The sequence below is a fragment of the Amycolatopsis sp. NPDC041971 genome (assembly GCF_055588925.1).
On record NZ_JBVJCE010000024.1, the window covers coordinates 1 to 20,908 of the forward strand.

The following is a 20,908-nucleotide window of genomic DNA, read 5'->3' on the forward strand; positions in this document are numbered from 1 at the left end:
TCTTTCGCAAGACAACCCCAACCAGGGCGTCAGTGGCTTTCCGAGCCAGACCCCGCCAAGTCTCCGTCCACACACATCATCACTGTGGCTTTCGCAACGTGCCTCAGGGGGCGGCTTCCCTAGGGACATGAACGCCCCCTTCCTGTACCTAGGCGCAGGAAGGGGGCTTCACGCGCGAAGAGCTACTTCTTGTACAGCGCTTCGATGTCGGTCGCGTAGTTCTTGTTCACGATGTTGCGCTTCAGCTTCAAGCTCGGCGTGATCTCACCGCCGGCCTCGGTGAAGTCCTTCGAGAGGATCGTGAACCTCTTGATCGCCTCGGCCTGCGACACCGCGCTGTTGGCCTGATCCACGGCCTGCTGGACCTCGGCGCGCAGTTCGGCGTCGTCGGTCAGGTCGGACACCGTGGCGTCGGCGGGTTTGCCGTGCTGCGACTTCCACGACGGGAAGTACTCCTCGTCGATGGTGATCAGCGCGCCGATGTACGGCCGCTGGTCGCCGACCACCATCGCCTGGCTGATCAGCGGGCTGGACTTGATGGTGTCCTCGAGCCCGGACGGGGCGACGTTCTTGCCGCCCGCGGTGACGATGATCTCCTTCTTGCGCCCGGTGATCTTGAGGAACCCGTCGCGGTCCAGCTCACCGATGTCGCCGGTGTGGAACCAGCCGTCTTCGAGCGCTTCGGCGGTCGCTTGGGCGTTGTTGAAGTAGCCGCCGAACACGACGTCGCCCTTCAGCAGGATCTCGCCGTCTTCGGCGATCCGGACCGAGGTGCCGGCGACCGGGCGGCCCACGGTGCCGACGCGGAAGCCGTCCTGGGTGCCGACGCACGCCGCGGCGGACGTCTCGGTCAGGCCGTAGCCCTCGAACACCGGGACGCCGATGCCGCGGAAGAAATGCGCCAGCCGCACGCCGAGCGGGGCACCGCCGGACACCGCGGCGACGCACCGGCCGCCGAGGGCCGCGCGCAGCTTGCTGAAGACGAGCTTGTCGAACAGCGCGTGCTTGATCTTGAGGCCCAGTCCGGCGCCGCCGGTGTCCTGGGCCTGGCTGTAGGCGACGGCGGTGGCCTCGGCGGCGTCGAAGATCTTGCCCTTGCCGTCACCGTGCGCCTTCTGCTTCGCGCCGTTGTAGACCTTCTCGAACACGCGCGGCACGGCCACGACGAACGTCGGCCGGAAGGTGCCGAGGTCGGCGACGAGGTTCTTGACGTCCGAGGTGTGCCCGAGGGTCACTCGCGCGCTGAGCGCGGTCACCGCGATGGCGCGGGCGAGGACGTGCGCGAGCGGTAGGAACACCAGCAGCGAGTTGCCCTGCTCCATCAGCTGCGGGAACGCGGCGATGTCGGCGCGGATCTCGGCGAGGAGGTTCCGGTGGGTCAGCTCGACGCCTTTGGGGCGGCCGGTCGTGCCCGAGGTGTACACGATCGTGGCCAGGTCGCCCGCCTTCACGGTGCGGCGGCGCTCGTGCAGGTCGTCGTCGCTGAGCTCGGCGCCCTGTGCGGTGAGGTGGTCGACCGCGGGCTTGTCCTCGGCCTCGAACTGCCAGGTGTGCTCGAGCGTGCCGAGGCGTCCCTTGACGGATTCGAGCGTCGCGAGGTGCTCGTCGGTCTCGACGAACACGGCCTTCGCCGCCGAGTCCGAGAGGATCCAGTGGACCTGCTCGGCCGAAGAGGTGTCGTAGATCGGGACGGTGACCGCGCCGGCGGCCCAGATCGCGAAGTCGATCAGGGTCCATTCGTAGCGGGTCTTGGACATGAGCCCGACCCGATCCCCCGGTGCGATGCCGGCCTGGGCCATTCCCTTGGCCACGGCCAGAACCTGGGCGGCGAAGTCTTTGGCGGTGATGTCCAGCCAGGTACCGTCGACCTGGCGGCGGAAACTCACGACATCGGAGAACCGCTCCGCGTTCGCCCAGACGACGTCGGCGAGATTCTCGTCGTCGGTCACCGGATTGGCGGCGGGGGCGCTGTATTCGCGCACGAGGAACCTCCGTGTTCGCGTGCAAGTGGTGTGACCGGTGTTACCCGCCAGTCAACTTAGCGTGCCGTGCACCTTAAGACCATGCTGACGAATCGGCCATACCCAGGGCATGACATTCTGCCGCTGTGAACCAGGCTCCGCCAGCTCTCGACATCGTTGACGAGACCTTCCTCGTGGTCCCGCCGTCCACAGTGGCCGCCGCCTTCGCCGATCCGCGATCTTGGTCACGTTACTGGCCGGACCTCGTTCTCGAGGTCTACACCGACCGCGGCGACGAAGGATTGCGCTGGACCGTGCGCGGTGCCTTGGTCGGTACCATGGAGGTCTGGCTCGAGCCGGTGCTCGACGGCACTTTGCTGCACTACTTCCTGCGCGCCACTCCCGCCGGTCCGGACGGGGAGCCTCGTGTGCTCCAGGCCCGGGACCTGCGGCGGGAGTTCGACCGCAGGGCCCGTGCGGCCAAGGCGATCGCGCTCGGGCTCAAAGTGGTCCTCGAGGACGGACGCGAGCCCGGGGTAGGGCCACGCGCCGAATAGGCACCGAGGAGCACAGGGGAGAGCATGCGGGTTCACGTGGTGTCGGACGTGCACGGCAACGCCGACGCGCTCAAACGCGCCGGCGACGGCGCCGACGCGCTGATCGTGCTGGGCGACCTGCTCGACTTCGTCGACTACCGCGAACACGACAAGGGCATCATGGGCGCGCTGTTCGGCGCCGAGAAGGTCGGCGAGTTCGCGCGGCTGCGGCGGGAAGGCACTCGTGATGAGACCGTTGCCTTCTCGCGATCATTGTGGGCCACGTTGGCCGATCCCGCCGCCGCGGTCGGTGAGGCGATCCAGGACCAGTACGCCGTCCTGTTCGGCGCTTTGACCGCGCCGACGTTCGCGACCCCCGGCAACGTCGACGACCCGTCGCTGTGGCCCGAGTTCGCCGGCGACGGCATCACCGTCCTCGACGGCGAGGTCGCCGAGTTCGGCGGCCTGCGCTTCGGCTTCGTCGGCGGCGCGCTCCTCCCGCCGAGCGTGGTCCCGCGCCGCAACGGGTTCTGGCGGCCGTACCTGCGCACCCGCGAGGAGTACGAAGTCGCTGTCGGGGCGCTGGAGAACGTCGACGTCCTGTGCACTCACATCCCGCCCGCCATCCCGGAACTGACCTACGACGTGATCGCGCGGCGGTCCGAGATCGGGTCGGCGGCGCTGGTGGACCTCATCCGCGAGCAGCGGCCGCGCTGGTCGGTCTTCGGGCACGTCCACCAGCCGCTGACCCCGCGGACGAGGCTCGGCAGGACCGAATGCCGTAACGTCGGTCACTTCAAAGAGACGGCACAGCCGTACGTGCTGCGCTGGTGACCCTCGGCTGCGGCTACAGTTTGGACCATGGCCGAGCAGTCCACGCAGTCCATCGAGGTCGACGCCGAGCCCGCGCGGGTGATGGCCGTCATCGCCGACTTCCCCGCGTACCCGGAATGGGCCAAGGCCGTCCGGGAGACCGAGGTGCTCGGCGAGGATGACGACGGCCGCGCCAAACAGGTGAAACTCACCCTCGACGCCGGGCCGATCAAGGACGTCTACACCCTCGAGTACGACTGGGACGCCGACGGCCACGGGGTCAGCTGGCACCTGGTCAAGGGCCAGATGCAGAAGGCCCAGAACGGCCGCTACGCCCTCGAAGCGCTGGGCACCGGCCGCACCAAGGTCACGTATACGCTGTCCGTCGAGCTGGCGCTGCCGATGATCGGGCTGCTGCGCCGCAAGGCCGAGAAGATGGTCATGGACACCGCGCTCAAGGAGCTCAAAAAGCGCGCTGAAGCATCCTGAGTCGAAGGGTAGGCATGCGGATCCTGCTGTTCACCGGCAAGGGGGGTGTCGGCAAGACCACGCTGGCGGCGGCGACGGCGGCGGCACTGGCCGGGCGGGGCAGGAAGACGCTCGTGGTCTCGACCGACCCGGCCCATTCCCTCGGTGACGCCTTCGGCCGCGCGCTCGGCGGCGAACCGTCCGAAATGGACACCCTGCTCCACGCCGCCCAGATCGACACCCGCGGCCTGGTCGACAGCACCTGGCGCGACCTCCGGCAGGAGTTGCGGATCGCGCTCGCGGGCGCGGGCCTCGATTCGCTCGACGCCGAAGAACTCACCGTGGTGCCCGGTGTGGACGAGCTCCTCGCGCTCACCGAGGTCCAGCGCCTCGCCGAACACGGTCCGTGGGAGACGGTCGTCGTCGACTGTGGACCGACCGCGGAAACGTTGCGCCTGCTGGCTTTGCCCGAAGCCGTCTCCGGCTATCTGTCGAGGATGTTCAAACCGGGCGCCCGGCGGACGGCGGCCGCGGTGCGGCGGCTCGGCGCGCATCTGGAGTCGCTGCGCACGCTGCTCACCGACCCGGCCACCACCACCGTGCGGCTCGTGCTGACGCCGGAACGCGTGGTCGTCGCGGAAGCCCGCCGCACCCTGAGTTCCCTGGCCCTGCGCGGGATTATGGTCGACGGCCTGATCGTCAACCGGCTGATGCCCGCGCCCGGGTTCTGGCGCGGCGCCGCGGCCTCGTGGATGCGGACCCGCCGCACCCAGCAGAACGCGGTCCTCGCTGAACTCGCCGACGCCGGATTCGGACCCGAAGAGGTGAAGCCCGTCGAGCACCGCGCCGTCGAGCCGGTCGGGATCGAGGCGTTGCGGGAAATCGCGTACGAGCTTTATCAGGGACTGGATCCCTTGGCGGCCACCGAAAAAGGGGTGACCCCGCTGCTGCGGGTGTCCGAATCGGACGGTGGCTATCGGCTGCGGATCGCGGTGCCGCTGCACCTTGACTCCGAAGTGGATCTGGCCAGAGTGGACAATGACCTCGCCGTCACCGTGGACGGTTTCCGTCGGCTGATCGCGCTGCCGGAGATGTTGCGCCCGTGCCGGATCACCGGTGCGGAATCCGACGCGCACGGCCTGGTCGTGAGCCTGGCAGGGAACCGGGGACCCGGGTGAGCGAGTACAGCGAACACGCGGAGGCCGACGGCCTCGACCTGGCCGAAGAGATCCGGCTGCTGGTCGAACTCGTCGTCGAGCACGCGGCGCCGTGGCTGGAGGACTTGATCTCCGCCGGGCACGGCTGCTCGGAACACGACACCGACGGCGGCTGGTGCCCGCTCTGCGCGGTCGTCGGCGTTTTCCGCGGGGAGCGGCCCGAGTGCGTGGCCCGGCTGATGGAGCAGGCCGCGCAGCTCGTCGCGCTGCTGCGGGCGGTGCTCGCCGACCGCTGGGAGCCCGAGGGCGGGGTGCACATGCCGGGGTTCCAGCCTGCGCGGAAGGAGCCCGCGCGGGAAGATGCGCCGGTGGGAGCTTCGCGGGTCCAGCACATCACGGTGACCAGGCGCGACGCTTGGCAGCCGGACCGGGAGAACTGAGTTGCTGACGGTAGGGGTGGACGTCGGGGGCACGAGTGTGCGCGCCGGCGTGGTGGACGAGCACGGCTCGCTGATGGACACCGCCAGGGTCGGCACGCCCGGCGGGGAGGACGCGCTCGAAGACGCCATCACCGGCGTGATCGAAGACCTTCGCGACCGGCACGACGTCTCCGGTGTCGGGCTCGCGGTCGCCGGGTTCGTCGCCAAGGACCGGCGGACGGTGATGTTCGCACCGCATCTGTCCTGGCGTGCCGCGCCGGTCGCCGAACGGATCGAGAAACGCGTCGGCCTGCCGGTGACCTTGGAACACGACGTGAACGCCGCGGCGATCGGCGAGTACCGCTTCGGGGCCGCCCGCGGCGCCCAGGTGGCCGCGCTGATCGCGCTCGGTACCGGGATCGGCGCGGGCCTGCTGCTCGACGGCAAGATCTACCGGGGCGCGTACGGCGTCGCCCCCGAACTCGGACATCTCACGGTCGTTCCCGGCGGGCGGCCCTGCCCGTGCGGTAAGTACGGCTGCTGGGAGCGGTACTGCAGCGGGACCGCGCTGGCCGCGACCGCGGTGGAACTGCTCGCCCGGCACCCCGGCCGGTCGACCGTGCTGGCGCGGGAGACCAGGGGAGACCCCGGTTCGGTCACCGGGCGCCGGGTCGCCGGCGCCGCTCGTGACGGCGACCCGATCGCCCAGCGCGCGATGACCGAGCTGGGCAAGTGGCTCGCCGAGGGGCTGGCCCTGGTCGCCGACGTCTTCGACCCGGAGATCATCGTGATCGGTGGCGGGGTGTCCGAATCGGCGCCGCTGTTCCTCGACGAGGCTCGGGAGCAGTACGCGGGCAAGATCACCGGTGCCGGGCACCGGCCGCTGGCCCGGATCCGCACCGCGCATCACGGGGACGACAGCACGATCGTCGGCGCGGCGGCACTCGCCGTCGGCGCGGCGAAGGCTCCCGGCGCCGAAGTCGGTGTGACAGGCTGAAGCCGTGACCCGGCAAGACGGCAACGGCTTCGTGAAATGCGACTTCGGGCATCTCCACTGGGGTTTGAACGGCGCCGCCGGGTTACTGCTGTCCGATCCCGCGCGCGGGGTCCTGCTGCAACGCCGCGCCTGGTGGGTGCATCACGGGCGTACGTGGGCGCTGCCCGGGGGCGCTCTCGAGGCGGGGGAGAGCGCGCGCGAGGCGGCCACTCGCGAGGCGCATGAAGAGGCCGACATCCCGCCGTCCGGCGTCCGCGCGCTGGCGGCGTCGCACGTCGACCACGGGAACTGGCGCTACACCACCATCCTCGCCGCGCCGATCGGCACGCTTTCGGCCAGGGTGAAGAACGCGGAGAGCGCGGAACTGCGGTGGGTCCGGGCGGGCGAGGTCGCGGACTTCCGGCTGCACCGCGATTTCGCGGTGGCGTGGCCGGGATTGAAGGAACACTTGGATCGCGAACTGGTACTGGTGGTCGACGGCGCGAACGTCGTCGGGTCGCGGCCGGACGGCTGGTGGCGCGACCGGCGTGGCGCCGCGGAACGATTGCGGGACAAGCTCGCGAGCCTGGCCGAAACCGGGCTCGCCGATCCGGCGCTCCCCGGCGGCGGCGAATGGTCGTGGTGGCCGAGGGTCGTGCTGGTGGTCGAGGGGAAGGCGCGGGGAGTCGCGGCCGTGCCCGGCGTCGAGGTCGTCGAGGCCGAGGGCGAAGGCGACGACAAGATCGTGGCCGTCGCGCGGAAGGCCCGCGCCGCCGGTCCGGACGACCACGTCGTCGTGGTGACCGCCGATCGCGAGCTGCGTTCCCGGGTCGAGGCCCTGGGCGCTTCGACCTTCGGCCCGAGCACCCTCCTGACGCACCTCGACTCCCGCATTTAGTCCTCTGAATGCGGTAGTTGCACGCGCAAGGACCGCATTCAGAGGACGAAATGCGGAGGGTCAGGGGCGCGCGATCCTCCCGTCCCGCATTTCCGCGATGAGCGAAGCGACGACGGCGCGAAGGCTGCCGTTGTACTGCTTCGCCACCGCGCGCTGACGCAGGTAGCTGGGCCCGTAGGCGAGGATCGTCTCCACCGACCGCAGTTCGTCGGCGCAGTCCAGGCGCCGGGCCACCGGCTCGAGCCGGTTCAGCAGGTCGTAGGTGTCGTCGGTGACGGGCCGCTCGTTGCCCGCCGCGTCGAGGATGACGATCGCGTCGACGCCGTAGCGCGCCGCGCGCCACTTGTTCTCCTGGACGTGCCAAGGCGGCAGCGTCGGCAGGATCTCGCCGTCCTCGAGCCGGGAATTGAAATCGTCCACGAGACACTGCGTCAGCGCCGCGATCGCGCCGACTTCTTCCAGCGTCGGCAATCCGTCGCACACGCGCATCTCGATCGTCCCGAAATGCGGGGCGGGCCGGACGTCCCAGCGGATCTCGGAGAAGTGGTCGATCACGCCCGTGGTGAACATGTCGTCGACGTAGCTCTCCAGCTCGGTCCACTTCCGGAACTGGAACGGCAGCCCGGCCGTCGGCAGCTGCTGGAACATCAGCGCGCGGTTCGACGCGTAGCCGGTGTCCTCCGCGCCCCAGTACGGCGAAGACGCCGAAAGCGCTTGGAGATGCGGCGCATAGTTGAGCAGCGCGTCCAGGATCGGCAGGGCCTTCTCGCGATGGTCGACGCCGACGTGCACGTGGACGCCGTAGATCAGCATCTGCCGCCCCCACCACTGGGTGCGGTCGATGAGCTTGGCGTAGCGCTCCTTGTCGGTGACCTTCTGCTGGTACCACGTCGAGAACGGATGCGACCCGGCCGAGAACAGCTCGACGCCCAGCGGGTCGAGGACCGAATGCACGACGTCCAGCGACTCGCTCAGATCCGCCTTGACCTCGGCGATCGTGTCGCAGATCCCGCTGATCACCTCGATGGTGTTGAGCAGCAGCTCCTGCTTGATCTTCGGGTGCTCCTCCTCGCCGTCGGGCCGGACGGCGTCGAGCACCTGCTCCGCGACCGACGACAGTTCACCGGTCCGCCGGTCGACGAGGGCGAGCTCCCATTCCGCGCCGACCGTCGACCGGCGCGAGGGAGTGAAGTCGATCTTCATGATCGGAATTGTCCGGCAGTTCAGACCTGGGCGCCGTTGTGGGGATCCGCGCCGGGCGGCGGCCCCTGGCGAACCCGCAGCAGGAGCAGGGCGATCGCGGTCGCGAGGGCGAGGATGCCGAGCGGTGTGCCGAGCCGCGTGCCCATGCCGATCAGCGTGGGCGCGATCAGGAGCAGCAGGCCGAGCACGAAGAAGAGCAGCACGATGAACGCGCCCTTGCGCGGACGTGGCAGGGGAGGCGGCTCGGGCGGCACGAAGTGACCCTCGTCTTCGCCCGGCCCGGCGGGATCGTCCTCGAAGAGGGTCTTGTCCCAGCTGGTGCCGCCGCCTCGCCAGCCCGCTTCGGGCTCGGCGTCCGACTGCTCGGGCCGGGGTGTCTTCTCGGCGGGCTTATCCGCCGTCTTCCCGGCCGATTTCTCCAGGTCGTCTTTCGGGAACAGCCCGACGCCCTCCGCACGGAGGTCGGCCACGATCTCGGCGAACGTCGCGTCGACGTCCTCCGGCCCGTCCTTGCCTCTGTTCATCCGGCGTCCACCTGTCCCGCCCGGCGCACGGACCGGGCGAAGTCCACCGTACGCGTGAAGATCAGGGCCGCGTCGTGGTCTTGCGTGGCGACGTGGAAGCTGTTCTCCAGCACCACCTCCGTGACGTCGTCGCTGGCGATCCCTTCGAGGATCACCTGGGAGTTGACCGGCTCCACGATGTGGTCGACGGCCGAGTGGAGCAGGAGCACGGGCTGGGTCACCTCGCGCAGATCCGCGCGGGTGAGCTTCCACAGCTTCGCCAGGCTCGCCGCGGCGCGCACGGGCGTCCGCGAGTAGGCCAGCTCCGTCTCGCCCGGCTTCGCGATGTCGTTGGCCACGCCCGGCACCGAAGGCAGGATCCGCGACAGGACGGGCAGCAGTTTGGCGTCCCACCGCAGCGTCAGCACCGACGGGTTCACCAGCACGATGCCGGCGATCCGGTCGCCGAACTCCTCGGCCAGCCGCAGCGTCAGTGTCCCGCCCATCGACATCCCGGCGACGAAGACCGTGTCGCAGGTCGAGAAGAGCGCCAGCAGCTCTTCGCGGACCGCGCCGTACCAGTCCTCCCAGCCTGTCCGGTTCATGTCCTGCCACTGGGTCCCGTGCCCGGGAAGCAGCGGGCAGCGCACCGTGTAACCGGCCTCGGCCAGATGGTCGCCCCAGGGCCGCATACTCGCGGGGGTGCCGGTGAACCCGTGGCACAGCAGGAACCCTGCTTCGGTCGAACCGGTGTGAGCGAACGGTTCCGCGCCGGCGAGGACGGCCATGCGATCGCCTTCCGTGAGAGCTGGGTAGGTCTACTATGTTCGCACGACCGGAGCGGCTTGTGGGCCCCCTACCACCGGCGGGATCAGGCCGGAAGGGGTGTGAGATCCGTCGCTGGGTACGGGTAACCGGGTGGACGGCGTTGTGCCCGGGGTGCTCGATTCGTAGTCTTGGCCATCGGGGGCGGGGGTTGAGCTGCTAGGAGGCGTTTTCGCAGTGCTGTACTGGCTCATGAAACACGTGTTTATCGGGCCACTGCTCAAGGCGCTGTGGCCCACCAAAGTCGTCGGCGCGGAGAACATCCCCGACGACGGTGGCGCGATCCTCGCGGGCAACCACCTCGCGGTGGCCGACTCCTTCTTCATGCCGCTGCGCGTCAAGCGCAAGGTGACCTTCCCGGCCAAATCGGAGTATTTCACCGAAAAGGGCTTCAAGGGCCTGCTGAAGAAGTGGTTCTTCACCGGCGTCGGCCAGTTCCCGATCGACCGCTCCGGCGGCAACGCGGCGCAGGCCGCGCTCGACACCGCGACCCGGCTGGTCCGCGAGGGGCACCTTCTCGGCATCTACCCCGAAGGCACCCGCTCCCCGGACGGCCGCCTGTACAAGGGCAAGACCGGCGTCGCGCGGATCGCGCTCGAGTCCGGCGGCGTCGTGGTCCCGGTGGCCATGATCGGCACCGACAAGGTGAACCCGATCGGCTCGAAGATGTGGTGGCCGCGCCGCCTCGAGGTCCGCTTCGGCAAGCCGCTCGACTTCTCGCGCTACGAAGGCCTCGCCGGTGACAGGTTCATCGAGCGGTCCATCACCGACGAGATCATGTACGCCCTCATGGAGCTCTCCGGCCAGGAGTACGTCGACATCTACGCCGCCAAGGCGAAGGAACTGCTCGCCGCCGAGGAGGCGGGAATCCGCCCGAAGGTGCCCGCGCAGCCCTCCGCCAAGGACGTCGCCCGTATCCCGGACACCAAGGTCGGCTGAGGCCCCACTAGGGTTCTCCGGTGCGCTTTTTCTACGACACCGAATTCATTGAGGACGGCGTGACCATCGATCTGGTGTCGATCGGTGTCGTGGACGAAAGAGGCCGCGAGTTCTACGCGGTCTCGACCGATTTCGATCCCGGCAAGGCGGGCCCCTGGGTCCGCGACCACGTGCTCCCCAAACTCCCGTCGCCCGCCGACCCGGCGTGGCGCAGCCGCGAAAAGATCCGCACGGACCTGCTCGAGTTCTTCGGCAAGCCGCCCGGCGGTATCGAGTTGTGGGCCTGGTTCGCCGCCTACGACCACGTCGCGCTGGCGCAACTGTGGGGGCCGATGCCCGCGCTGCCGCGCCAGCTGCCGCGCTTCACGCGTGACCTGCGGCAACGCTGGGAGGACGCGGGCAAGCCGAAGCTGCCCGCCGCCCCGGACGACCAGCACGACGCGCTGGCCGACGCGCGGCACAACTACCAGCGGTGGCAGATCATCGAATCCTACTGGCACCGGTAGGCCCTTGCCTGAAGTACATGAAGGCCTCCTTCACTGCGTCTAGCGCCAGGCCCCGGCAAGCCGCATAGCCGCTGGTCAAGTGGGGTGTCGCGGGGACAGAGGTGGGCTCGTCACAGTCGCCTGACATCTTTCTCGACTGTCCACATAGTCATCTTCGGGACGAGAGTGCCCGATTTGGGCGTTTTTCGACCGGGCCGTGAGTGAAAAAAGGGTTCTAGCCCACTTAGCACTCACGACCCCAGGCGAAAAACGTACATAAACGCATCAAATGGACTTCCAGCGGCCGGATAGTGTCCTTTGTGGACACTTGACGCTCAGGACACCCTGTCATCCGCCCCCGTCGGGAGTCCGGTTCGAATCACCAAAAGTGCCACCGACCAGCGGCTATGCGACTTTGCCGGGACCCTGGCGTCTAGTGCAATGAAGGGGAGTTTCATGTAGTCGGACTGAGGCTGGAGATGACGGTTCCGGCCGTGAAGGCCTCCTTGAGGGACCCAGAGTCCCTCAAGGAGGCCTTCACGGCCTCCCGGTCCAGAGTCCGTGAAGGCCTCCTTCCCCGCGTGCCATGCGGCGAAAACTCCCTTCACGGCACAAACGCGGCCCCCAACCCCGGCCACCCCACGCGCCATGCAAGGAACGGTCCTTTACTTGCGAAATTTGCCAGGAAAGGACCGTTCCTTGCACGCCGCCGGGCCCTCAGCGGCGCGAGTCCACCGCTTCCGCGAGCGTGTCCAGCAGTTCCGCCGTCGTCTCCCAGCCGAGGCAGGCGTCCGTGATCGACTGCCCGTAGGTCAGCGACGAAGCCGAGCCCAGCGTCAGGTCCTGTCGTCCCGCCACCAGGAAGCTCTCCAGCATCAGCCCCGCGATGCCGCGTTCACCGGCCCCGATCCGCCCGGCGAGTTCACGGATTACCGAAGCCTGGCGCACGTGGTCCTTCGCGCTGTTGCCGTGGCTCGCGTCGATGATCACGCGTTCCGGCAGCCCCGACTTCGCCAGCCGCGCCAGCGTGTCCGCCACCGTCGCGGGGTCGTGATTCGGGCCGGCGGAGCTGCCGCGCAGGATCACGTGACAGTCCTCGTTGCCCGCGGTGGTGATCAGCGCGGCGAGCCCGTCGGGGTTGATCCCGGCGAACACGTGGCTCGCGCCGGCCGCGCGGGTGGCGTCGACGGCGACCTGGACGTCGCCCTCGGTCGAGTTCTTGATCCCCACCGGCATCGACAGCGCACTGCACAGCTGCCGGTGTACCTGGCTCGCCGCGGTCCGCGCGCCGATGGAACCCCAGGTCACGGTGTCGGAGATGAACTGCGGGGTGATCGGGTCGAGGAATTCACAGCCGACCGGCAGCCCGAGTGCCGAGATGTCGAGCAGCAGTTTGCGTGCCATCCGGAGACCGTGGTTGACCTCGTAGGTGCCGTCGAGGCCGGGGTCGTTGATCAGACCCTTCCAGCCGAGCGTGGTCCGCGGCTTCTCGAAGTAGACGCGCATGACGATGTGCAGGTCGCGGCGGTGTGCTTCGGCCTTGGCGGCGAGGCGGCGGGCGTAGTCGAGCGCGGCGTCCGTGTCGTGCACCGAGCAGGGCCCGACGATGACGAGGAGCCGGTCGTCCCGGCCGTCGAGGATGTCGACGGCCGAGGCCCGCCCGGCTAGGACGGTATCGGCGATTTCCGCCGTCATCGGATGTTCGTGCCGCAGCATCGCGGGCGACAGCAGCGGATCGATGGCCGCCGTGCGGTGCCCGTCGAGGGCGATCAGGGTGTCAGCGGAGGGAGACATCGCGGGTCTGGTTCCTTTCGAAAGGGATACCGACCCGCGGAAACTCGCCGAGCCGGTGTGATTCCGGCTCGGGGTGGAAAGCTCAGCGCAGGTTCACGCCGCCGTGCCCACCCGGGGCCGGCTTCGTAAACCAGAAATAGCGCTGCACGAGGCCAAGCTAGCACAGCGCGGACGTGGACCGATTCCCGAGGTGGTCCGCCCTGCACCGATCCAGAGAACCCCCGCTACGCTGGCGGCGGGACATGTGACTGTCATCTCTATGGAACACAAGACGGAGGCTTCTCATGCGTGTCGGTGTGCTGACCGGCGGTGGCGACTGCCCGGGGCTCAACGCGGTGATCCGCGCTGTGGTGCGCAAGGGCATCGAGGTGCACGGCTGGGACATCGTCGGGTTCCGCAACGGCTGGAACGGTCCCCTCAGCGGGGACAGCCGCCCGCTCGGCCTGAACGACGTCGAGGACATCCTGACCCGCGGCGGCACGATCCTGCGTTCGTCGCGGACCAACCCGTACAAGGTCGAGGGCGGTGTCGACAAGATCAAGGCCGTGCTCGCCGAGCAGCAGGTCGACGCGCTGATCGCGATCGGCGGCGAAGACACCCTCGGCGTCGCGAAGCGGCTCACGGACGACGGTGTCGGCGTCGTCGGGGTGCCCAAGACGATCGACAACGACCTCGGCGCCACCGACTACACGTTCGGCTTCGACACGGCCGTCTCGATCGCCACCGAGGCCATCGACCGGCTGCACACCACGGCCGAGTCCCACCACCGCGCCCTGGTCGTCGAGGTCATGGGGCGGCACGCGGGCTGGATCGCGCTGCACTCCGGTCTCGCCGGCGGCGCGAGCGTGATCCTGGTGCCGGAACGGCACTTCAGCGTGGACCAGGTCGTCTCGTGGGTCGAGCGCCGCTTCGAGAAGGAGTACGCGCCGATCATCGTGGTCGCCGAAGGCGCGCTGCCCGAGGGCGGCGAGGAGAAGCTGCTGACCGGTGAGAAGGACGCCTTCGGGCACGTCCGGCTCGGCGGCATCGGCACCTGGCTGGCCGACGAGATCGCCGCCCGCACCGGCAAGGAGTCCCGTGCGGTCGTGCTCGGGCACGTCCAGCGCGGCGGCACCCCGACGGCGTACGACCGCGTGCTCGCCACCCGGTTCGGTCTCAACGCCGTCGACGCCGTCGCCGACGGTGATTTCGGCGTGATGATGGCGCTGCGCGGCACGGACATCGTCCGCGTCAAGCTCTCCGAGGCGACCGCCGAGCTGAAGACCGTCCCGGCCGAGCGGTACGAAGAGGCCGAGGTCTTCTTCGGCTGAGCCCTGTTTCGAGGAGAAGGCCCCTTACTTTGTGCTGAGCTCGGGTAAGGGGCCTTCGCTTTCCTTGCGGCGCCTCCATCACGGCGAGTTGAATCGGCCACCTGGGGGATCCGGGTGGAAGGGCGGCGGTTCTCATGGCGGGAGCGGGATCCAGCAGGCGCGAGTTCCTGAGATGGCTGGCCGCCGGCGGGACCGGGGTGGCGCTCGCCGGGCTGCTGCCCGGCACGGCCGCCGCGGACACGGGCGAGATCGTCGTCATCGATCGGGTCACGCTGATCGACGGCACGGGTTCGGCGCCGCGGCGTGACGTCTCGGTCGTGCTCCTCGGCGACCGGATCGCCTGGGTCGGCGTCTCGGGTCAGGTCCCCGAAACCGGTGGCGCGCGGGTGATCGACGGCCGCGGCAAGTACCTCATCCCGGGGTTGTGGGACATGCACACCCACGGCGCGGACCTCGAAGAGATCGTCCCGCCACTGCACCTGGTCCACGGCGTCACGGGTGCCCGCGAGATGTGGGGGTACGCGGAGAACCGCGCGACCAGGGACAAGATCGAACGCGGCGAACTGCTCGGCCCGCGGTTCGTGCTGGCGAGCGGGATCGTCGACGGGCCGGTCACGCTCCTGGGCCCGCCGGTGCTCCACGTGACGACCGCGGCCGAGGCACGGGCCGTCGTCCGCGCGGAGAAGGCCGCGGGCGCCGAGTTCGTGAAGATCTACTCCTACCTCGGGCCCGACGCCGTGCGAGCGATCGCGGACGAGGCCCGCCACCAGGGTTTGCGGTTCTCCGGGCACTGGCCGTACAAGCTGTCACACCTCGAGGCGAGCGACCTCGGCCAGCACAGCTTCGAGCATTTCTTCGGGGTATCCGTCCACTGCTCTTCCCGTCGCGACGAGATCCTCGCCAGGCTGAAGACGACGCCCTACGACCCCGCGGCGCCGCGCGCCTTCTTCGACCTGGCGCGGCGACTGGAGTTCGATTCGGTCACCACGTACGACCCCGGCGTGGCGCGGGCCTACTTCGGCAGGCTGCGATGCGACGGCACCTGGCACTCGCCGACGCTGAAGATCAACCGGGTCGTCACGCAGCCCGCCGAAACCCACCAGCACGACCCCCGGCTGAAATACGTCCCCGCCGACATGCGCGAGAACTGGGCCGTGGGCATCGAACTGTTCGCGCCGAAGACGCCGTCGGAGATCGCCCTTCAGGAGCGTTACTACCAGGAGACGTTGCGGCTGGTCGGTGTGGCGCACGAAGCGGGCGTAGGACTCATCGGCGGCACCGACTGCCTCAACCCGTACACCTTCCCCGGCAGCGGACTGCACGAGGAGCTCGCCTTCCTGGTCGAGGCCGGGCTCCCGCCGGTGCGGGCGTTGAAGACCGTCACCGGCGACGCCGCGAAGTTCCTCGGCAGGGAAAGGACGTCGGGCACGGTCACGGTGGGGAAGGAGGCGGATCTCGTGCTGCTGGACGCGAACCCGGCCGCCGACATCCGCAACGTCGCGAAGATCGACACCGTGATCACCCGCGGCCGCGTCCTCGACAGAGCGGAGCGAGGGCGAATGCTCGCCGCGGTCGAAATCGCCGCGAATCGGCCCGTGACGAGTCCCCGGATCCGCTCACTCGCCCGACGGGGCTGTTGCTGCTGAGGTGTCAGCCGATCTTCTCGGCCAGCTCGATGATGATCCCGCCGGGGCCGCGAAGGTAGCAGAGCCGGTAGCTGTCCTCGTAGTTCACGACCTCGCCCACGAGTGTGCCTCCGTGGGGCCGCACCCGGTCGAGGACGCCTTCGATGTCGTCGACCTCGAAGGCGAGGTGGCGCAGGCCCAGCGTGTTGGCCGGAGCGTGCGAGTCGCCGGGGTGGGATTCGGGCGTGAGGTACTGGATGAGCTCGAGCCGCCCGTCGCCACCGGGGACGCGCACCATCGCGACCTCCGATTTGGCCTGCTTGACCGCGGTGACGCGGTCCGCCAGGTCGCTCTCCATCGTCATCTCGCCTTCCAGTTCGAGGCCGAACTCGACGAAGAACGCGACGGCGGCGGTGAGATCGCTGACGATGACGCCGACGTGAGCCAGCTGCCGGATGTTCATGGTGGTCTCCTCGCTGTGGTGTGTGCCGCCCCAGGGACGACGCCGCCTGACGGTTCTCGACATCGCGGAGTCAGATGAGCGCGAGGGTGTCCAAAAGCGACACGGCGCGCGCGATGTCCTCGGTGAGCGGCCGGTCCTCGACGCTCGGGTCGAGCACGGAGGCGGCGGTCTCGTAGGCGTCCCGCGCGGGCAGGGAGACGAGTTCGGCCTTCCGCATCCGCAGCGCCCGGACGGCCGCGACCAGTTCGCACGCCAGCACCTGCCGGTACGCCGTCCCGGCCGCGGTCGCCGCCCGCGCGGCCTGGGTGGAGAAGCTCGCGTGGTCTTCGATCCCGCGCGAGACGACGGCGGTGCCCAGCGTCGCCGGGAGCGCGGCCTGCCGCAGTTCGGTGAGCGCGTCGTGGGCGACGTACTCCAGGATCATCACGCCCGAACTGCCCGACGGCCCGGCCGCGAGGAACGGCCGCAGCCCGGTGAACTCCGGTTCCACCAGGTCGCCGAGGCGGGCCACCGACAGTTCCGCGACCTGGTGGACGGTCGCGCGCACCTGGTCGAGCGCGGTCGAGACGTACGCGGTGTGGAAATGCGCGTGGTGGTAAGCGTCCTGGTACACCGTCGAGATCATCGGGTTCTCGGTGCTGGCGTTGATCTCCACCGCGAGCACGTCGCGCAGGTAGTGGATCGCGTCCAGTGCGGGCCCCTGCACCTGCGGGAAAGCACGGAGCCCGAACGGGTCCTGGATGCGCCTGCCGGGTTTGGGCGTGCCCTCCATCCCGAGCAGTCGCCGCATCTCCGCCGCGCACGCGACCTGTCCGGCGTGCGGACGCGCCTCGTGCACGGGAGTCGCGTACGCCTCAGGGTTCCCGTCGAGCGCGATGTAGGTCAGTGCCGCGACAACGTGACTCGCCCGCGTCAGCGTGTCGAGCCGCATCGCCGCGAGGGTCGCTTCGGCCAGGGTCGCGGCGTTGCTGCTCATGAACGCGAGCGCGTCACCGGCCCGCACGGGCACCGGTGGCACACCGCCGGTCAGCCACGGCCGTTCGCCGGTGAGGGCGAGCGCGGTCTCCGCGAGCGGCGCGAGGTCGCCGGTGCCGATCGCGCCGAGCCGGTGCACCAGCGGCAGCGACCCGGTCCGCACCGCGGCGGCCAGCGCCCCGATCAGCTCCGGGCTGAGCCCGGAGCGTCCGGCCAGCAGCTGATTGAGCCGGATCAGCATCATCGCCCTGGTCTGGCCGGGGGACATGACGTCGCCACTGCCACCGGCGTGACTGCGCAGCAACCGCAGCCCGTGATCCGGCGACTCGCCCTCGCCGACCGGGTCCTCCTTGTTGGCGCCGACGCCGGTGGTGCGGCCGTAGACGATCCGCCGTGTGCTCAGCTCCTCGGCGAGTTTCCACGCGCTTTCGGCGCCGCGCAGCGCGACGATGGAAACGTCGATGCCCAGCGGTCCCTCGGTGCTCGCGGCGGTCACGACGTCCGCGCAGCGCAGGGTCCGGCCGTCGACCCGGATCACGGCGGCCTCCTTTCCCGACCGCACCACTATGACCGCATTCCAGGCGCACTACGACCGGGGGACGCGGCGCGCGGCCGACCGCGGATCCCGTTCGAGCCGTTACCTGTTCACTGACTGTCTTCGTCGAGGTGTCGCTCGAGCGCGTCGATCCGTCCTTCCCAGAACCGGCGGTACGGCGCGAGCCAGGCGTCGACTTCCGCGAGCGGCTCCGGGCGGAGCCGATAGCACCGGCGCTGGGCGGCGACGCGGACGGTGACCAGACCCGCCTCGCGCAGGACACGCAGGTGCTTCGATACGGCAGGTTGGCTCAATTCGAGGACCTCGACCAGCTCGTTGACCGACCGTTCGCCGTCACGCAAGAGGTCGAGGATGGTCCTCCGCCTCGGCTCGGCGAGGATCTCGAAAGTCTGCATCATCCGGGAAATGTGCCCCGTGCGGCATATTTCCGTCAAGGAATGTTCGAAAGGTCCCGTGGGTGCTGTCCGGTGCCACCACCGACGGCGGGCTGATCTCCGCTCTGGCCAAGTAAGCCTCTTCGCGCTGCTGTCGGCGGCGGGGATTACGGTCACCGCATGGGTTTCGAGGGTTTCGGCGAGTACGCCATCGACTTTTACGACGGTCTCGAAGCGGACAACTCCAAGTCCTATTGGGACGCGAACCTCGCCACCTACAAGGCCGACGTCCGCGCGCCGATGGAGGCGCTGCTCGCGGAGCTGATTCCGGAGTTCGGTGACGGCTTTGGCGAGGGGAAGGTGTTCCGTCCGTATCGCGACGTCCGGTTCGCCAAGGACAAGACGCCGTACAAGACCCATTGCGGCGCGGTGATCGAGCAGGGCCGCGGCGGCGGGGCGTACTACGTCGAGGTCGGTCCGGCCGGGCTGCGTGTCGGCGGCGGCTGTTTCCACTTCGAGTCCGATCAGCTCGCCCGTTTCCGCAAGGCCGTCGACACCGAACTGCGCGGCGCCGAACTGGCCAAGATCCTCACGAAGCTGGAGAAGGCGGGCTGGGAGATCAAGGGGGACAGGCTCAAGTCGAAGCCGCGCGGGTTCGCCGAGGACCATCCCCGCATCGACCTGCTGAGGTATCGATCGGTGTACGCCGTCCGCGGCTGGGAACCGGACGACGTCCTGCACGAACGGGGCGCGCTCGACCGGGTGCGGAAGGCATGGCGGCAGGTCAGCGCGTTCAACGAGTGGGCCCGTGACCGGGTCGGGCCGAGCGAGAAACCGCGACGATAACCACCGAACCCTGATCGGCGGCTGTCCATCGCCCAGGTGAACTGATACTTTTCTTGAACTTTCGGTATCGGTACAGACGTATCCGCGACGAGGGACTACGCTGTGCGAACGTGAGCCGACGCGCGAAGATCGTTTGTACCCTGGGCCCCGCGACCGCTACGCCGGAGAAGATGCGGCAACTCGTCGACGCCGGGATGGACGTCGCGAGGATGAACTTCAGCCACGGGACGCACAGCGACCACAAGCAGGTCTACGACCTCGTCCGCACCGCCGCCGCCGAATCCGGCCGCGCGGTGGGCATCCTCGCCGACCTCCAGGGCCCGAAGATCCGTCTCGGCACCTTCGCCGGCGGCCCGGTGGAGTGGCACAACGGCGACATCGTGCGCATCACCGTCGAGGACGTCGCGGGCACGCACGACCGCGTCTCGACCACCTACAAGGGACTCGCCGACGACGCGAAGCCCGGCGACCGTCTCCTCGTGGACGACGGCAAGGTCGGCCTCGTGGTCAAGCAGGTCGAGGGCCCGGACGTCGTCTGCGAGGTCACCGAAGGCGGTCCCGTCAGCAACAACAAGGGCGTTTCCCTGCCGGGCATGGACGTCTCCGTGCCGGCGCTGTCCGAAAAGGACATCGAGGACCTCGAGTTCGCGCTCGAACTCGGTGTGGACTTCATCGCGCTGTCCTTCGTCCGCTCGCCCGCCGACATCGACCTGGTCCACCAGGTGATGGACCGCGTCGGCAAGGGACGACTCCCGGTGGTCGCGAAGATCGAGAAGCCCGAAGCGGTCTACAACCTCGAAGCCATCGTGCTGGCCTTCGACGCGGTGATGATCGCTCGCGGTGACCTCGGCGTGGAACTTCCGCTGGAGCAGGTCCCGCTGGTGCAGAAGCGCACCATCCAGATCGCCCGCGAGAACGCGAAGCCGGTCATCGTCGCGACGCAGATGCTCGAGTCGATGATCAACAGCTCCCGCCCGACCCGCGCCGAGGCCTCGGACGTCGCCAACGCGGTGCTCGACGGCGCCGACGCCCTCATGCTCTCGGGTGAGACCAGCGTCGGCCGCTACGCCATCGAAGTGGTCAAGACCATGGGCCGGATCATCGAGGCCGTCGAGACCGACTCGCCGGTCGTGCCGCCGCTTTCGCACGTCCCGCGCACCAAGCGCGGCGTCATCTCCTACGCGGCTCGTGACATCGGTGAGCGGCTGAACGCCAAGGCGCTGGTCGCCTTCACTCAGTCCGGTGACACCGTCCGCCGGCTCGCGCGGCTGCACACGCGGTTGCCGCTGCTGGCGTTCACGCCGGAGGAGAGCGTCCGCAGCCAGCTCGCGATGACCTGGGGCACCACGACGCGGATCGTGCCGAAGGTGGGCTCCACCGACCAGATGATCCAGCAGGTCGACCACGCGATGCTCGAAATGGGCAAATACGCCAAGGGCGACCTGGTGGTCATCGTGGCCGGTTCCCCGCCCGGGACGGTCGGCTCGACCAACCTCATCCGGGTGCACCGCCTCGGCGAGGACGACCACGCCTGATCCTTTCGCCGTCTCGCGGGGCCTCGAACTGTGCCGTGAAGGCCTCTTCCCTGCCGTCAGGGTAGGGCCAAGGCAAAGTCGCATAACAGGTGGTCAGGTGGGTATTGTGGAGACAGGGGCGGGCTCGTCACAGCGGTCTGGCACCTTCTCGACTGTCCATAAGGGACGCCTTCGGGGCGACGGTGCCCGATTCGGCCGTTTTCGGCCGGGTCGTGAGGAAAGAAGACGGTTCCAGCCCTCTTTTCCC

Annotated in this window: 21 protein-coding genes; 13 read left to right on the plus strand and 8 right to left on the minus strand. The window is 69.0% G+C overall.

Annotated features, from left to right (window positions below):
* Positions 1-182 precede the first annotated feature (182 nt).
* Positions 183-1,982 carry an AMP-dependent synthetase/ligase gene (locus ACZ6DT_RS35435; protein ID WP_465603450.1) on the minus strand — a complete coding sequence of 600 codons (1,800 nt, stop codon included), beginning with the start codon at positions 1,980-1,982 and terminating at the stop codon, positions 183-185.
* A gap of 125 nt (positions 1,983-2,107) precedes the next feature.
* On the opposite strand from ACZ6DT_RS35435, the gene ACZ6DT_RS35440 reads away from it, so the two are divergent.
* From ACZ6DT_RS35440 to ACZ6DT_RS35470, 7 genes are read left to right on the plus strand one after another with little or no spacing between them, the layout of a single operon-like run.
* The gene (locus ACZ6DT_RS35440; protein WP_465603451.1) at positions 2,108-2,518 is read left to right on the plus strand and encodes a polyketide cyclase / dehydrase and lipid transport; all 411 of its coding nucleotides are present in this window, start codon (positions 2,108-2,110) and stop codon (positions 2,516-2,518) included.
* A gap of 24 nt (positions 2,519-2,542) precedes the next feature.
* Positions 2,543-3,331: a metallophosphoesterase family protein gene (locus ACZ6DT_RS35445; protein ID WP_465603452.1), complete on the plus strand. Its 789-nt coding sequence runs from the start codon at positions 2,543-2,545 to the stop codon at positions 3,329-3,331.
* A gap of 27 nt (positions 3,332-3,358) precedes the next feature.
* Complete coding sequence (locus tag ACZ6DT_RS35450; protein WP_465603454.1) at positions 3,359-3,799, plus strand: SRPBCC family protein; 441 nt, start codon at positions 3,359-3,361, stop codon at positions 3,797-3,799.
* Between the two features lie 14 nt (positions 3,800-3,813).
* The gene (locus ACZ6DT_RS35455) at positions 3,814-4,956 is read left to right on the plus strand and encodes an ArsA family ATPase (protein ID WP_465603456.1); all 1,143 of its coding nucleotides are present in this window, start codon (positions 3,814-3,816) and stop codon (positions 4,954-4,956) included.
* On the plus strand, positions 4,953-5,375 hold the full coding sequence (locus ACZ6DT_RS35460; protein WP_465603458.1) for a hypothetical protein: 423 nt from the start codon (positions 4,953-4,955) through the stop codon (positions 5,373-5,375). The genes ACZ6DT_RS35455 and ACZ6DT_RS35460 overlap by 4 nt, the downstream gene beginning before the upstream one ends.
* A gap of 16 nt (positions 5,376-5,391) precedes the next feature.
* A complete protein-coding gene (locus ACZ6DT_RS35465; protein ID WP_465603682.1) occupies positions 5,392-6,351 on the plus strand; it encodes an ROK family protein in 960 nt (319 codons plus the stop codon).
* Positions 6,352-6,355: 4 nt separating this feature from the next.
* Positions 6,356-7,228, plus strand: a complete 873-nt coding sequence (locus ACZ6DT_RS35470) for an NUDIX domain-containing protein (RefSeq protein ID WP_465603460.1) — start codon at positions 6,356-6,358, stop codon at positions 7,226-7,228.
* Between the two features lie 60 nt (positions 7,229-7,288).
* On the opposite strand, the gene ACZ6DT_RS35475 is transcribed toward ACZ6DT_RS35470, so the two are convergent.
* Genes ACZ6DT_RS35475 through ACZ6DT_RS35485 form a run of 3 tightly spaced genes read right to left on the minus strand, consistent with a single transcriptional unit; the run spans position 7,289 to position 9,722 of the window.
* Positions 7,289-8,431 carry a glutamate--cysteine ligase gene (locus ACZ6DT_RS35475; protein ID WP_465603462.1) on the minus strand — a complete coding sequence of 381 codons (1,143 nt, stop codon included), beginning with the start codon at positions 8,429-8,431 and terminating at the stop codon, positions 7,289-7,291.
* A 20-nt stretch (positions 8,432-8,451) separates the two neighbouring features.
* Positions 8,452-8,955, minus strand: coding sequence for a hypothetical protein (locus tag ACZ6DT_RS35480; protein ID WP_465603464.1), 504 nt, complete (start codon positions 8,953-8,955; stop codon positions 8,452-8,454).
* On the minus strand, positions 8,952-9,722 hold the full coding sequence (locus ACZ6DT_RS35485) for an alpha/beta hydrolase (RefSeq protein WP_465603466.1): 771 nt from the start codon (positions 9,720-9,722) through the stop codon (positions 8,952-8,954). Before ACZ6DT_RS35485 ends, ACZ6DT_RS35480 begins: the two co-directional genes overlap by 4 nt.
* 214 nt (positions 9,723-9,936) lie before the next feature.
* Between ACZ6DT_RS35485 and ACZ6DT_RS35490 the strand changes: the two genes are divergently transcribed.
* Positions 9,937-10,698, plus strand: a complete 762-nt coding sequence (locus tag ACZ6DT_RS35490) for a lysophospholipid acyltransferase family protein (RefSeq protein ID WP_465603468.1) — start codon at positions 9,937-9,939, stop codon at positions 10,696-10,698.
* Positions 10,699-10,718: 20 nt separating this feature from the next.
* Positions 10,719-11,204: a polyadenylate-specific 3'-exoribonuclease AS gene (locus ACZ6DT_RS35495; protein ID WP_034322519.1), complete on the plus strand. Its 486-nt coding sequence runs from the start codon at positions 10,719-10,721 to the stop codon at positions 11,202-11,204.
* A 696-nt stretch (positions 11,205-11,900) separates the two neighbouring features.
* On the opposite strand, the gene ACZ6DT_RS35500 is transcribed toward ACZ6DT_RS35495, so the two are convergent.
* On the minus strand, positions 11,901-12,977 hold the full coding sequence (locus ACZ6DT_RS35500; protein WP_465603470.1) for a 3-deoxy-7-phosphoheptulonate synthase: 1,077 nt from the start codon (positions 12,975-12,977) through the stop codon (positions 11,901-11,903).
* Positions 12,978-13,261: 284 nt separating this feature from the next.
* Here ACZ6DT_RS35500 and ACZ6DT_RS35505 point away from each other — a divergent pair, with 284 nt between their 5' ends.
* Together ACZ6DT_RS35505 and ACZ6DT_RS35510 are read left to right on the plus strand one after the other, a co-directional pair.
* Positions 13,262-14,287 (plus strand): 6-phosphofructokinase, encoded by a 1,026-nt coding sequence (locus ACZ6DT_RS35505; protein ID WP_465603471.1) that lies wholly within the window; start codon positions 13,262-13,264, stop codon positions 14,285-14,287.
* A 134-nt stretch (positions 14,288-14,421) separates the two neighbouring features.
* On the plus strand, positions 14,422-15,933 hold the full coding sequence (locus tag ACZ6DT_RS35510; protein ID WP_465603473.1) for an amidohydrolase family protein: 1,512 nt from the start codon (positions 14,422-14,424) through the stop codon (positions 15,931-15,933).
* Between the two features lie 4 nt (positions 15,934-15,937).
* On the opposite strand, the gene ACZ6DT_RS35515 is transcribed toward ACZ6DT_RS35510, so the two are convergent.
* From ACZ6DT_RS35515 to ACZ6DT_RS35525, 3 genes are all read right to left on the minus strand, one after another.
* Positions 15,938-16,375, minus strand: a complete 438-nt coding sequence (locus ACZ6DT_RS35515; RefSeq protein WP_465603475.1) for a VOC family protein — start codon at positions 16,373-16,375, stop codon at positions 15,938-15,940.
* A 70-nt stretch (positions 16,376-16,445) separates the two neighbouring features.
* Entirely contained in the window at positions 16,446-17,888 is a 1,443-nt protein-coding gene (locus tag ACZ6DT_RS35520; RefSeq protein WP_465603477.1) for an aromatic amino acid ammonia-lyase, read from the minus strand.
* 107 nt (positions 17,889-17,995) lie between these two features.
* Positions 17,996-18,304, minus strand: coding sequence for an ArsR/SmtB family transcription factor (locus ACZ6DT_RS35525; RefSeq protein ID WP_037304077.1), 309 nt, complete (start codon positions 18,302-18,304; stop codon positions 17,996-17,998).
* 156 nt (positions 18,305-18,460) lie between these two features.
* Between ACZ6DT_RS35525 and ACZ6DT_RS35530 the strand changes: the two genes are divergently transcribed.
* On the plus strand, positions 18,461-19,126 hold the full coding sequence (locus ACZ6DT_RS35530; RefSeq protein WP_465603479.1) for a DUF2461 domain-containing protein: 666 nt from the start codon (positions 18,461-18,463) through the stop codon (positions 19,124-19,126).
* A 110-nt stretch (positions 19,127-19,236) separates the two neighbouring features.
* Entirely contained in the window at positions 19,237-20,661 is a 1,425-nt protein-coding gene (gene pyk / locus ACZ6DT_RS35535; protein WP_465603482.1) for a pyruvate kinase, read from the plus strand.
* Positions 20,662-20,908: the final 247 nt, after the last annotated feature.

Bases quoted from the DNA above. Each gene is read 5' to 3' on its own strand.
- ACZ6DT_RS35530 (WP_465603479.1), top strand. From the start codon at position 18,461: ATGGGTTTCGAGGGTTTCGGCGAGTACGCCATCGACTTTTACGACGGT.
- ACZ6DT_RS35480 (WP_465603464.1), bottom strand. From the start codon at position 8,955: ATGAACAGAGGCAAGGACGGGCCGGAGGACGTCGACGCGACGTTCGCC.
- ACZ6DT_RS35525 (WP_037304077.1), bottom strand. From the start codon at position 18,304: ATGATGCAGACTTTCGAGATCCTCGCCGAGCCGAGGCGGAGGACCATC.
- ACZ6DT_RS35445 (WP_465603452.1), top strand. From the start codon at position 2,543: ATGCGGGTTCACGTGGTGTCGGACGTGCACGGCAACGCCGACGCGCTC.
- ACZ6DT_RS35450 (WP_465603454.1), top strand. From the start codon at position 3,359: ATGGCCGAGCAGTCCACGCAGTCCATCGAGGTCGACGCCGAGCCCGCG.
- ACZ6DT_RS35515 (WP_465603475.1), bottom strand. From the start codon at position 16,375: ATGAACATCCGGCAGCTGGCTCACGTCGGCGTCATCGTCAGCGATCTC.
- ACZ6DT_RS35500 (WP_465603470.1), bottom strand. From the start codon at position 12,977: ATGTCTCCCTCCGCTGACACCCTGATCGCCCTCGACGGGCACCGCACG.
- ACZ6DT_RS35485 (WP_465603466.1), bottom strand. From the start codon at position 9,722: ATGGCCGTCCTCGCCGGCGCGGAACCGTTCGCTCACACCGGTTCGACC.
- ACZ6DT_RS35455 (WP_465603456.1), top strand. From the start codon at position 3,814: ATGCGGATCCTGCTGTTCACCGGCAAGGGGGGTGTCGGCAAGACCACG.
- ACZ6DT_RS35510 (WP_465603473.1), top strand. From the start codon at position 14,422: ATGGCGGGAGCGGGATCCAGCAGGCGCGAGTTCCTGAGATGGCTGGCC.
- ACZ6DT_RS35475 (WP_465603462.1), bottom strand. From the start codon at position 8,431: ATGAAGATCGACTTCACTCCCTCGCGCCGGTCGACGGTCGGCGCGGAA.
- ACZ6DT_RS35505 (WP_465603471.1), top strand. From the start codon at position 13,262: ATGCGTGTCGGTGTGCTGACCGGCGGTGGCGACTGCCCGGGGCTCAAC.